Source organism: Labrys wisconsinensis (assembly GCF_030814995.1).
GTDB classification, from domain to species: Bacteria; Pseudomonadota; Alphaproteobacteria; order Rhizobiales; family Labraceae; genus Labrys; species Labrys wisconsinensis.
Genome location: NZ_JAUSVX010000001.1, coordinates 631,360 through 642,927 on the forward strand (window position 1 = coordinate 631,360; position 11,568 = coordinate 642,927).

General features: G+C 70.2%; 13 protein-coding genes. 3 read left to right on the forward strand and 10 right to left on the reverse strand.

Annotated elements, in window-relative coordinates; genetic code table 11:
* Positions 1 to 21 precede the first annotated feature (21 nt).
* The 7 genes from ureC to hutI all read right to left on the reverse strand — a co-directional run bounded on the left by ureC (position 22) and on the right by hutI (position 5,847).
* A complete protein-coding gene (gene ureC, locus QO011_RS02840) occupies positions 22 to 1,731 on the reverse strand; it encodes an urease subunit alpha (RefSeq protein ID WP_307267376.1) in 1,710 nt (569 codons plus the stop codon).
* Between the two features lie 15 nt (positions 1,732 to 1,746).
* On the reverse strand, positions 1,747 to 2,103 hold the full coding sequence (locus tag QO011_RS02845) for a GFA family protein (protein ID WP_307267378.1): 357 nt from the start codon (positions 2,101 to 2,103) through the stop codon (positions 1,747 to 1,749).
* Entirely contained in the window at positions 2,103 to 2,408 is a 306-nt protein-coding gene (locus tag QO011_RS02850) for an urease subunit beta (RefSeq protein WP_307267382.1), read from the reverse strand. The genes QO011_RS02845 and QO011_RS02850 overlap by 1 nt, the downstream gene beginning before the upstream one ends.
* A gap of 277 nt (positions 2,409 to 2,685) precedes the next feature.
* A complete protein-coding gene (locus QO011_RS02855) occupies positions 2,686 to 2,988 on the reverse strand; it encodes an urease subunit gamma (protein WP_307267389.1) in 303 nt (100 codons plus the stop codon).
* Between the two features lie 10 nt (positions 2,989 to 2,998).
* Complete coding sequence (locus QO011_RS02860) at positions 2,999 to 3,796, reverse strand: urease accessory protein UreD (protein WP_370881909.1); 798 nt, start codon at positions 3,794 to 3,796, stop codon at positions 2,999 to 3,001.
* A 26-nt stretch (positions 3,797 to 3,822) separates the two neighbouring features.
* Positions 3,823 to 4,626 carry an N-formylglutamate deformylase gene (gene hutG / locus QO011_RS02865; protein WP_307267394.1) on the reverse strand — a complete coding sequence of 268 codons (804 nt, stop codon included), beginning with the start codon at positions 4,624 to 4,626 and terminating at the stop codon, positions 3,823 to 3,825.
* Positions 4,627 to 4,644: 18 nt separating this feature from the next.
* Positions 4,645 to 5,847, reverse strand: coding sequence for an imidazolonepropionase (gene hutI, locus QO011_RS02870; RefSeq protein ID WP_307267397.1), 1,203 nt, complete (start codon positions 5,845 to 5,847; stop codon positions 4,645 to 4,647).
* Positions 5,848 to 6,027: 180 nt separating this feature from the next.
* On the opposite strand from hutI, the gene QO011_RS02875 reads away from it, so the two are divergent.
* Positions 6,028 to 6,501, forward strand: a complete 474-nt coding sequence (locus QO011_RS02875; protein WP_307267399.1) for an Hsp20 family protein — start codon at positions 6,028 to 6,030, stop codon at positions 6,499 to 6,501.
* Between the two features lie 92 nt (positions 6,502 to 6,593).
* Here the strand turns inward: QO011_RS02875 and QO011_RS02880 are convergent, their stop codons facing one another.
* From QO011_RS02880 to QO011_RS02890, 3 genes are all read right to left on the reverse strand, one after another.
* Entirely contained in the window at positions 6,594 to 7,127 is a 534-nt protein-coding gene (locus QO011_RS02880) for a hypothetical protein (protein WP_307267403.1), read from the reverse strand.
* 192 nt (positions 7,128 to 7,319) lie between these two features.
* On the reverse strand, positions 7,320 to 8,369 hold the full coding sequence (obgE, locus tag QO011_RS02885) for a GTPase ObgE (RefSeq protein WP_307267406.1): 1,050 nt from the start codon (positions 8,367 to 8,369) through the stop codon (positions 7,320 to 7,322).
* Positions 8,370 to 8,816: 447 nt separating this feature from the next.
* A complete protein-coding gene (locus QO011_RS02890; protein ID WP_307267409.1) occupies positions 8,817 to 9,665 on the reverse strand; it encodes a MurR/RpiR family transcriptional regulator in 849 nt (282 codons plus the stop codon).
* Positions 9,666 to 9,813: 148 nt separating this feature from the next.
* Here QO011_RS02890 and QO011_RS02895 point away from each other — a divergent pair, with 148 nt between their 5' ends.
* Both QO011_RS02895 and QO011_RS02900 read left to right on the forward strand, forming a co-directional pair.
* Positions 9,814 to 10,554: a 5-formyltetrahydrofolate cyclo-ligase gene (locus tag QO011_RS02895; protein ID WP_307267412.1), complete on the forward strand. Its 741-nt coding sequence runs from the start codon at positions 9,814 to 9,816 to the stop codon at positions 10,552 to 10,554.
* Between the two features lie 21 nt (positions 10,555 to 10,575).
* Entirely contained in the window at positions 10,576 to 11,553 is a 978-nt protein-coding gene (locus tag QO011_RS02900) for an ABC transporter substrate-binding protein (RefSeq protein WP_307267414.1), read from the forward strand.
* Positions 11,554 to 11,568: the final 15 nt, after the last annotated feature.

Consider the following 11,568-nt stretch of genomic DNA (forward strand, 5'->3'; position numbering starts at 1 on the left):
GCGGGAAGCGGGGCCGGGACCCTAGAACAGAAAATAGCGCTGCGCCATCGGCAGGCTCTCCGCCGGCTTGCAGGTCAGGAGCTCGCCGTCGGCGCGCACCTCGTAGGTCTCCGGATCGACCTCGATATGGGGCGTCGCGCCGTTGTGGATCATCGACTGCTTGGAGATGCCGCCGCGGGTGTTCTTCACCGCCAGCAGCGTCTTGCCGAGGCCGAAGCGTTCGGCGATGCCCGCCTCGATCGAGGCCTGGCTGACGAAGGTGACGGCGCTCATGGTCTGGGCCCGCCCGAAGGCGCCGAACATCGGCCGGTAATGCACCGGCTGCGGCGTCGGGATCGAGGCGTTGGGATCGCCCATGGCGGCGGCGGCGATGGTGCCGAGCTTCAGCACCAGGTCCGGCTTGACGCCGAAGAAGGCGGGCGACCACAAGACGAGGTCGGCGAGCTTGCCGACCTCGACCGAGCCGATATGGGCGTCGAGGCCGTGGGCGATCGCCGGGTTGATCGTCACCTTGGCGATGTAGCGCTTGACCCGGAAATTGTCGTTGCCGCGGTCCTCCTCCAGGCTGCCGCGCTGCGTCTTCATCTTGTGCGCGGTCTGGAAGGTGCGGATGATCACCTCGCCGACCCGCCCCATCGCCTGGCTGTCGGAGGCGATGATCGAGAGCGCGCCGAGATCGTGCAGGATATCCTCGGCCGCGATCGTCTCCTTGCGGATGCGGCTCTCGGCGAAGGCGATGTCCTCGGCGATCGAGGGATCGAGATGGTGGCAGACCATGAGCATGTCGAGGTGCTCCTCGAGCGTGTTCACGGTGTAGGGCCGGGTCGGGTTGGTCGAGGACGGGATGACGTTCTTCAGGCCCGCGACCTTGATGATGTCGGGCGCATGCCCGCCGCCGGCGCCCTCGGTGTGGAAGGCGTGGATGGTGCGGCCCTTGAACGCCTTGATCGTGTCCTCGACGAAGCCGGATTCGTTCAGCGTGTCGGTGTGGATCATGCACTGGATGTCGTGGGCGTCGCAGACGCTGAGGCAATTGTCGATGGTCGCCGGCGTGGTGCCCCAGTCCTCGTGCAGCTTCAGCGCCGCCGCGCCGGCCAGGATCTGCTCCTCCAGCGCCGCCGGCAGCGCGGCGTTGCCCTTGCCGGAGAACAGCAGGTTCATCGGGAAGGCCTCGGCGGCCTGCAGCATGCGCTGCATGTGCCAGGGGCCGGGCGTGCAGGTGGTCGCCGCCGTGCCGGTGGCCGGGCCGGTGCCGCCGCCGATCATGGTGGTGACGCCGGAATAGAGCGCCTCGTCGATCTGCTGCGGGCAGATATAGTGGATATGGCTGTCGATGGCGCCGGCCGTGACGATCCGGCCTTCGCCGGCGATCGCCTCCGTCCCCGGCCCGACCACGATGGTGACGCCGGGCTGCACGTCGGGATTGCCGGCCTTGCCGATGCCGACGATGCGCCCGTCCTTCAGGCCGATATCGGCCTTGACGATGCCCCAATGGTCGAGGATCAGCGCGTTCGTGATCACGGTGTCGACCGCGCCTTCGGCCCGCGTCGCCTGCGACTGGCCCATGCCGTCGCGGATCACCTTGCCGCCGCCGAACTTCACCTCCTCGCCATAGGTGGTGAAGTCCTTCTCCACCTCGACGATCAGGTCGGTGTCGGCAAGCCGCACCTTGTCGCCGGTGGTCGGCCCGAACATGTCGGCATAGGCGGCGCGGGGCATCTTGAAGGGCATGGCGTTCCTCCGCTGTCAGGCGCTGCGCCCGTCGACGCGCTTGGGATTGAGGGTGTCGGGATCGACGCCCTGCAGGCATCGGACGTTGACGGCGACCATCTCCACCCCACCCGGCCCGGTGCCGCGCGCGAAGGATTCGACGCCGCAGGTGGCGCAGAACAGGTGCCGGATCACACGCTTGTTGAAACGATACTCGGAGAGGGCATCCTCACCGGATTCCAGCACGAAGCTCTCGGCCGGCGCAAAGGTCAGGATCACGCCGAGCTTGGCGCAGCGCGAGCAGTTGCAGGCGATGGTGTTGTCGATGTCGGCGCTGACCGCATAGTGCACACGCCCGCAATGGCAGCCGCCCTCGTAACGCTGGACCGCCATCACACCTTGCCCATCACGCCCTGGCGGAAGCCGTAGACCTCCCGCTTCCCCCGATAGGGCACCAGGCGCACGTCGCGGCTCTGGCCCGGCTCGAAGCGCACGGCGGTGCCGGCGGGGATGTCGAGGCGCATGCCGCGGGCCTTGGCGCGGTCGAAGGAAAGGCCCGGATTGGTCTCGAAGAAATGGTAGTGGCTGCCGACCTGGATCGGCCGGTCGCCGGTATTGGCCACCGTCACGGTGACGGCCTCGAGGCCGGCATTGAGCTCGATCTCGCCGTCGAGGGGGATGACTTCTCCGGGGATCATGGCAGGGCCTGTCGTCAATGATGGTTTCGGGCTGGACGTGGGCGATTTTGGTCGAGTGGAAGGCGCTTGAGGACGCAAGCCTTACGGCTTGCGCCGGAAAGCAACGCACCAATCGGCCGAAAGCGCCCATGCCGCGAAGCGGTGAGGTGGAAAATGGCCGCCCGCATCGTCGAGCCATCCGCCGATACGACCGTATCGGCGGCGTGAAGCTCCGTCCGTTCAGCCATTTTCCACCTCATCCAGCTCCAAACCATCATTGACGACAGGCCCTCGAGCCTCAGCGGATCGGGTGGTGCACGGTGACGAGCTTGGTCCCGTCCGGGAAGGTCGCCTCCACCTGCACGTCGTGGATCATCTCAGGCACGCCCTCCATCACCTGGTCGCGGGTGACGACGCCGGCGCCGGCCTGCATCAGGTCGGCGACCGAGCGGCCGTCGCGGGCGCCCTCGACCACGAAGTCGGTGATCAGGGCGATGGCCTCGGGATAGTTGAGCTTGACGCCCCGTTCGAGCCGCTTGCGGGCGACGACCGCCGCCATGGCGATGAGGAGCTTGTCTTTCTCGCGGGGCGTGAGCTGCATGAAGCCTTCTCTACAGGGACCAGACTCTCGGGACCTCGCCGCCCAGCGCGCGCAGCAGCGGGATCAGGCCGGCGCGCAGGGCGCCGCCATCTTGCGCGACGAGGCGGGCGACGCAAAGCCCATCGAATGAGCTGATTCCGCCCTCGATTGCCTCATTCGTGAGCAGATCCCGCGCCACCGCCAGCCGCGCCTCGGCGGCGGGGTCGACCAGCACCACGGTGGCATAGGCGGCGGCGCCGGCGAGCGTGGCGCCGGCGGCGAGCGTGGCGGCGACGTCGCCGGCAAAGCCGGTCTCCTCCGCCAGCACCAGGCGGCCGCCACGCCGGATGCGCCAGCTGTCGTGGAAGGCGCCGGCGGTGAGGCTCTCGCCGGACGCCTTGCGCCCGAGCAGCACCGCCTCGACCGCCAGCAGCGAGGCATCCTCGTCCATGGCGACCTCGAGGCGTCTGGCGAGCCGAGCCCGGTCGAACAGGATCGTCTCCTGCGGCAGCCAGGCGAGGCGCGCCCCGGCGCCGAGCGTCAGGCGCGTCTCGACCTCGGCCGTCTCGCCGGTGGAGCGGTAGATCTTCTCGCAGGCCTGCGTCGTCGCCACGACAGCCGCGCCCGGACGCACCTCCACGGCCGCGGCGAAGCGGTCGCCGCCGGTCAACCCGCCCGAAGTGTTGACGACGACGGCCTCCAGGGCAGCGCCGGCCGCCACCACTGGAAACAGCAGGCGCCCGCAGCCGGCCTGCGCCAGGTCCGCCACGGCGTTGCGCCCGTCGCGCCGCGCAACCGCGAGCCCGACGCGGCCCCGCGCCCGCTCCATCTCGGGCGCCGCCACGACAGGTGCGCTCAACCCCGCACCCAGGCGAGCGCATTCTCCAGCACGGTGCGCAGGATGGCAGCGGCGCGCCCCGCCTTGGCCGCATTGGCGACCTCCGGCCGGTCCTCGTCCATGTAGAAGCGCTGGGCGAGCTCCATCTGGATGGCGTGCACGCCCTTCGCCCGCTCGCCGTAGTGGCGGGTGATCCAGCCGCCGCGGAACCGGCCATCGACCACCAGGCTCTCGCCGGAACGCTCGCAGGCCTGCCGCACCGTCGCCGTCAGCCCTTCGTCGCAGCTCGTCCCGCCATTGCTGCCGATGTTGAACACCGGCAGCTCGCCCTCGAACAGGCGCGGCACCAGCGAGCGGATGGAGTGGCAGTCATAGACGACGATGCGCGGATGCTCCGCGCGGACGCGGGCGATCTCGGCGGCCAGCGCAGCGTGATAGGGCTCGAACCAGGCCTTGCGACGCTCCGCCAGGCCGGCCGCGTCGGGCTCCGCGCCCGGCCGGTAGAGAGGCTCGCCGTCGAAGGTCTCCAGCGGCACCAGGCCGGTGGTGGCCTGGCCGGGATAGAGCGAGACGCCGGAGGGATCGCGGTTGACGTCGATGGCGGTGCGCGACACCGCCGTGTGCACCAGGCTGGCGCCGAGCTCGCGCGCGAAGGCATAGAGGAGGTCGATGCGCCAGTCCGTGTCCTTCAGCGCCAGCGCCGGCGAGACCAGGCTCGGCAGCAACGCCTCGGGCAGCTGCGTGCCGGTGTGCGGCAGGCTCAGCACCAGCGGCGCCGAGCCGTGGTGCACGGTGACGAAGTCGGGATGGGTGGTGGACACGGTGCTTCCTCGTTCGGCTCACGCCCCGGCGAAGACGCGGGCGTGCAGCGGGTTCGTCCCCATGCGATAGGGCAGCTCGGCGAGGCGTTCCACCGACCAGATCGCCAGGTCGCAGCGCTTGCCGGCCTCCAGCGTGCCAATGTCGCCAAGGCGTCCCAGGGCCCGCGCCGCCTCGCGCGTCACCCCGGCGATCGCCTCCGGCACGGTCAGGCGGAACAGCACGCAGGCCATGTTCATGGCCAGCAGCAGCGAATGCATCGGCGAGGTGCCGGGGTTGAGGTCGGTGGAGACAGCCATCGGCACGCCATGGGCCCGGAACGCCTCGACCGGCGGCAGCTGCGTCTCGCGCAGCATGTGGAAGGCGCCCGGCAGCAGCACCGCCGTCATGCCGGCCTGCGCCATGGCGACGGCGTCCGCCTCCTCGGCATATTCGACATGGTCGGCCGAGAGCGCGCCATAGCGGGCGGCGAGCTGCGTGCCGCCGGTGCGGCCGAGCTGCTCGGCGTGGACGCGGATCGGCAGCCCGGCGCGGCGCGCCGCCTGGAACACGCGCTCGGTCTCCTCGACGGTGAGGGCGACCTTGTCGCAGAAGGCGTCGACCGCATCGGCCAGCCCTTCCGCCGCGATCGCCGGCAGCATCGTGTCGCAGACGAGGTCGACATAGGCCTGGCGCGGCAGCTCCGGCGGGAAGGCATGCGCGCCGAGGAAGGTCGTGACCACGCCGACCCGGCGCTGCTCCCCGAGCCGGCGGGCGGCGCGCAGCATGCGCCGCTCCGTGTCGAGCTCCAGGCCATAGCCCGACTTCACCTCCACCGTGGTGACGCCCTCGGCGAGGAGGTCGTCGAGGCGCGGCAGGGCCGAGGCGACGAGCGCGGCCTCGTCCGCCTGGCGGGTCGCCTTGACGGTGGAGACGATGCCGCCGCCGGCGGCGGCGATCTCGGCATAGGTGGCGCCGGCGAGGCGCAGCTCGAACTCGTGCGCCCGGTCGCCGCCATGGACGAGATGGGTGTGGCAGTCGATCAGGCCCGGCGTGATCCAGCGCCCGCCGCAATCGATCGTCTCGGCCGCCTCGCCGGTGAGGTCGTCCTCCCGCCCGACATAGGCGAGGCGCCCGTCGCGGGCGGCGACGGCGCCGTCCTCGATCACGCCGAGCCCGGGCCTGGCGGGGTCGAGGGTGGCGAGGCGGGCCTTCCGCCAGATGCGGTCGTAATGGGCGGTCACGCCGAATGCTCCAGATGGACGGGCCGACCATACAGGCCCGGCCGACGGAAGAAAGCCCTCTTGACATCGATCGGGCGCTCCCCATCTCGGGGATGGCGCAGGCCCATAGGGGGTGCGCCGTTCCGGTCCCGGCCCCTGGCGGCGGGACAGCCACTGCATGTCGCTTCAGGAGGATATGCCATGCGTCACTACGATCTTTCCCCCCTCTACCGTTCGACCGTCGGTTTCGACCGCCTGTTCTCGCTGCTCGACCAGGCCGCGGGCTTCGACGGCGCCGCTGCGCCGACCTACCCGCCCTACAACATCGAGCGCACCTCCGAGAACGGCTATCGCATCAGCGTCGCCGTCGCCGGGTTCTCCGACAAGGACATCGCCATCGAGGTGAAGGAGAACGCCCTCAGCATCCGTGGCGAGAAGCGCGAGGACGCCTCCACCGCTAGGGGTGAGGTCCTGCATCAGGGCATCGCCGCCCGCGCCTTCGAGCGCCGCTTCCAGCTCGCCGACGGCGTGCAGGTGACCGGCGCCGCCCTCGAGCACGGCCTGCTCCATGTCGAGCTCGTCCGCGAGGTCCCGGAGGCCAAGAAGCCGCGCCTGATTCCGATCAGCACCGGCTCGGCCGAGGCCAGGACCGTCGAGGCGAAGAAGGCCGCGTAAGCCGCCAGACCCCGGGGAGCGTTGCGCCGAGGCGGAGCGCTCCCGCCAATCGAGAGCCTTCTCCAGCGATGGGGAAGGCTTTTTGCTGGCCCTCAGCAGGCCGCGACCCGGCAGCGCGGCGGCGCATTCACCCAGGCGGCCGAGCCGGGCGTCGGGATGGTGCCGATCGCCGGGGTCGTGTTGGGCCCGTGATAATAGTCGCGCGGCGGGATCGGGTTGGTCCGCACCGCGACGTCGGGGACTTCGGGCAGCGCCGTCGAGCCCGGCGCCGGCGTGACGGAGCCGGCGCCCCGCGGCAGGGCCATGACCTTGACGATTCTGCCGCTGCGCGCGTCGACCGTGACGCGCACCCGCTTGCGGCCGGGCCCGACGGCCGCGGCGTAATAATAGGGATCGTCACGGGTGACGCCGCCGATGCCCCAATAGCCGGCCTTGGCCATGACCTGCATCGCCTCGCGCGCCGTCACGTCGGCCCGCGCCGGGACGGCCGGCAGGACGAGCAGGGCGGCGAGGCAAAGGATGAGGCCGCCCCACGCGGCGCGCCTCCCCTCTCCCGGCCGGGAGAGGGGCAGGGGTGAGGGGTTGAAGGGTCCCAAAGAAGGCAAGACGCTTCGTCTGTCCGTCATGGCGATTGCCGCCTCCTGTTGACAGGATCAGCCCCTCACCCTGCCCGGCCGGGAGAGGAGTTCCCGGCCCCCGCCTCGCGGGCGGCCTCGGTCGATCCTCTCCTTCAGATGGGCATCCCTGCCGGCTTTGCCAGACTTCCCCAGCGGCACCATGCTCGGTCACTCGCGGCATCGTGATGTCCGGAACAGCGCCTAGGGCCGCCAGGTGTCGTTCTTCTCCAGCACCGGCCGCACCGCGGCGCCCTCCGCCGCGCGGGCCGCGTCGATCACCTCCTGGAGCTGGCGCAGCGCCTCGCGCACGCCCTCCCCCGAGACGGAGGACAGCACCAGCGGCTTGCGCTTGGCCGCCCGCTTGAGGCGCGCCACCTGCTCCTTCAGCACTTCGGGGGAGAGCGCGTCGGCCTTGGACAGCGCCACCACCTCCGGCTTGTCGGCGAGGCCCTGGCCATAGGCCTCCAGCTCGCCGCGGATCACCTTGTAGGCCTTGCCGGCATGCTCGGACGTGCCCTCGACCAGGTGCAGCAGTACGCGGCAGCGCTCGACATGGCCGAGGAAGCGGTCGCCGAGGCCGTGGCCCTCGTGCGCGCCCTCGATCAGGCCGGGAATGTCGGCCAGCACGAATTCGCGCCCGTCGACCCGCACCACGCCGAGGCCGGGATGCAGCGTGGTGAAGGGATAGTCGGCGATCTTGGGCTTGGCCGCCGTCACGGTCGCCAGGAAGGTCGACTTGCCGGCATTGGGCAGGCCGACCAGGCCGGCGTCGGCGATCAGCTTCAGGCGCAGCCAGATGGTCTTTTCCTCGCCCGGCAGGCCGGGATTGGCATGGCGCGGCGCCTGGTTGGTCGAGGACTTGAAATAGGCGTTGCCGAAGCCGCCATTGCCGCCCTTGCAGATGGTGACGCGCTGGCCGACCTCGGTGAGGTCGGCGATCAGCGTCTCGCCGTCCTCCTCCAGGATCTGCGTGCCCTGCGGCACCTTGAGCACCACGTCCGGCGAGTTCGCCCCGGCGCGGTTGCGGCCCATGCCGTGCACGCCGGTGCGGGCCTTGAAATGCTGCTGGTAGCGATAGTCGATCAGCGTGTTGAGGCCATCGGCGCATTCGGCGATGACATTGCCGCCCCGCCCGCCGTCGCCGCCGTCCGGGCCGCCGAACTCGATGAACTTCTCACGCCGGAACGACACGGCGCCGCCGCCGCCGTCGCCCGCCTTCACATAGATCTTGGCCTGGTCGAGGAACTTCATGAAACGGTCGGATCCGGAACGAAGGGATCGACCAGCCTTACACCGGTTCTCGCCACATCGCGACCACTACTCTTGGTGAGCGTCCGCAGATAGCTGCGCTACGCCTTCCGCCGTCATGGCCGGGCTCGTCCCCATAGGCGCTAAGATAAGGTCTGCCGGGAGGCAAATATCGCGCTGTGCGTGACGCGCCTTTGTAAGATTTGCACGACGCCTGTGCCCTCCCTCCCCCTTGTGGGGAGGGATAAAGGGTGGGGGTCGTGGGCATAAGTCTCGACATATCCTGATGGACCCCCACCCCTAACCCCTCCCCACAAGGGGGAGGGGATTGATCGACGTCGCGCCCAACTGGCTACTGCGTTCTTATCTTAGCGCCTATGGGGCTCGTCCCGGCCATCCAGGCGAACACGACATGGGTTTGTGTTCCCCGCCCCATCACAGAGAGAGGCATTATTCCTCGTCCTCCAGCTCCTCGTGGATCTCGGCCATCAGCTCGGTGCGCTGGGCGGCGGAGCGGCCGAGCCGGTCGGCCACGGCGGAGGCGAGGAGGCGCACCATCGAGGCCAGCGTCGTGCCGGAGGCGGCGGCCTGCGGGCCGGCGCCGTGGCAGGCCAGGGTGACGCGGGCGAAGCGCCCGGCCCAGGCGCGCGAGGCCGGGTCGACCACGGCGACGATGCCCATGCGGGTGGTGCGGGCATAGTCGAGCACCGGCCGCAGGATGCGCGGGCGCGGCGGCACGCTGATCAGCAAGAGGGCGTCGCCCGCCCCGGTCATGGCGAGGTCCTCGCCCCAGGCGCCGGGCTGGGCCCCGAGCAGCTGCACGTCGGGCCGCAGACGGGCCAGCAGCAGCCGGGCATGGCGCGCCAGCCCCTCCTCCAGGCCGAGGCCGAGCAGCCACAGCCGCGGCGCCTCGGCCAGGATCTCGGCCGCCTCCGACAGCCGGTCCGAGCGCAGCTCCTCGAAGGTGCGGGTGAGGTTGGCGATCTCGCCGGTGAGGTGCAGGCCGATCGAGCGCGCCCCCGCGACATCGGGCGCGGCTGCGAGCCGCCGCTCGAACGGCGCCGTGCGGTTGCGCTCCTCGCGCGCCTGCAGCCGGACCTCGTTGAAGTCGCTGTAGCCCAGGCTCCGGAACAGCCGCGCCGCCGTCGCCTTGGACACGCCGGCAAAGCCCGCCAGCTCCGTGGCCGAGTAGGTCAGGAGGTCGTCCTGGCGCTCCAGCACCAGCTCGGCGAGCTTGCGCTCGCTCGGGGCCAGCTTGTCGAGACGCTGCTGGATGCGCAGGGCGAGGCGGGTGGACATGGCCGGCACAGTATCGGCGGCCCGCGCGCCCTGTCCACCTGCCTGCGCAATGGGCGGGCATGCCGCTTATTTCGGCGTGACTCCGTGCCATGCATCTGAAACACTCGTTTCAACCTTCTGAAACATTCGGCACGAGCGGCGCGGAGCCATGACCGCCAGCAAGATCGTCAGGCAGCGGATCTGGGCCCGGCTCAAGGATGTGGCGCTGCCGGATTCGCGCTTCCACCTCGACTTCGCCGAGGTGATTCCCGATTTCGTCGGCTCGCTCGCCGCCACGGAGCGCGTCAGCGCCATGGCGGCCTGGCGCAGCTGCCGCTTCGCCTTCGTCACGCCCGACAACGGCCTCGTCGAGCTGCGCCGCCGCCTGATCGCCGCCGGCGTGCCGCTGGTGGTCTCGACATACGGCATCTATCGCGGCTTCCGCATCATCGAGCCCGGCAGCGTGCCGGCGGGCCACGAGCTCTACGCCGCCTGGCTCGACGGGCTGGAGCATTTCGGCAAGCCGATCAGCCTCGCCGAGATCGCCGACCGCGGACGCTTCGACCTGCTCGTCACCGGCGCCTCCGCCGTTTCGACGGAGGGCGTGCGCTTCGGCAAGGGGCACGGCTTCTTCGACCTGGAATGGGGCATGTTCACCGAGATCGGCATCGCCGACGAGCGCACCCCGGTCGTCGCCGTGGTGCACGACGTGCAGGTGGTGGAGGACCGGCTGTTCCCGAGCCCGACCGACATCCTGGTCGACTGGATCGCCACGCCGACCCGCCTGATCGAGGTGCGCCGCAGCCTGCCGCGCCCGCGCGGCATCCGCTGGGACCTCCTCGAGCCGCAACAGCTCGCCGACACGCCGCCGCTGCAGGAGCTCAGGCGCCTGCGCGGCCTTTCCGCCTGACCATCCACGAGGGGACCCGCCATGACGCGCATGATCAGCCGCCGGACGTTTCTCGCCACAGGCGCCGCCGTCGCGGCGCTGCCCTTCCTGCCGCGCCCGGCCGCGGCGGCGACGCCGCTCGCCTTCCAGGCCTCCTGGATCAACGATGCCGAGTTCGCCGGCTACTACGTCGCCCTCGACAAGGGCTGGTACGCCGAGGCAGGGCTTGACCTGACCTATCTCCCGGGCGGGCCGGACGTCATCCCCGAGAGCGCCATCGCCGCCGGCAAGGCCGATCTCACCCTGACCACGCCCGACACCACGGTGCAGGCCATCACCGACCAGGGGGCGAGGTTCAAGATCATCGGCGCCCAGTACCAGAAGAACCCGCTCGGCGTGGTCTCGCTCGCCGGCAAGCCGATCCGCACCCCGCAGGACCTGGTCGGCAAGACGCTGGCGGTGCCCCCGGTCAACACCACCTCGGTGGAGGCCATGCTGGCCCTCAACGGCATCGACAAGGCCAAGGTCGCCATCGTGCCTTACCAGTACGACCCGACGCCGCTGATCAAGGGCGAGATCGACGCCTCCGTCGATTTCGTCACCAACGTGCCCTACACCATCAAGACCCAGGGCGGGCAGGAGGCGGTCTCCTTCCTGCTCTACGATGTCGGCTTCACCATCTTCAACGACACGGTGGTGGTCACCGAGGACGTGCTGAAGACCAAGCGCAAGGAGCTCGTCGCCTTCCTCGGCGCCAGCCGCCGCGGCTGGGTGGAGAACCTCAAGGACCCGGCCGCCTATCCCCCGCAGTTCAAGGACAGCCATTTCAAGGGCACCGGCCGCAGCATCGACAACGAAGTGTTCTACAACGCCGCGCAGAAGCCGCTGATCGAGACGCCGAAGGGCATCTTCTCGATGTCGGAGGAGGATATCGACAAGACCATCGAGGCGCTCGGACGCGTCGGCATCAAGGCGCGCAAGGACATGTTCGACACCTCGCTGCTGGCCGAGCTCGGGTGAGCCGCGGTGCCGCCG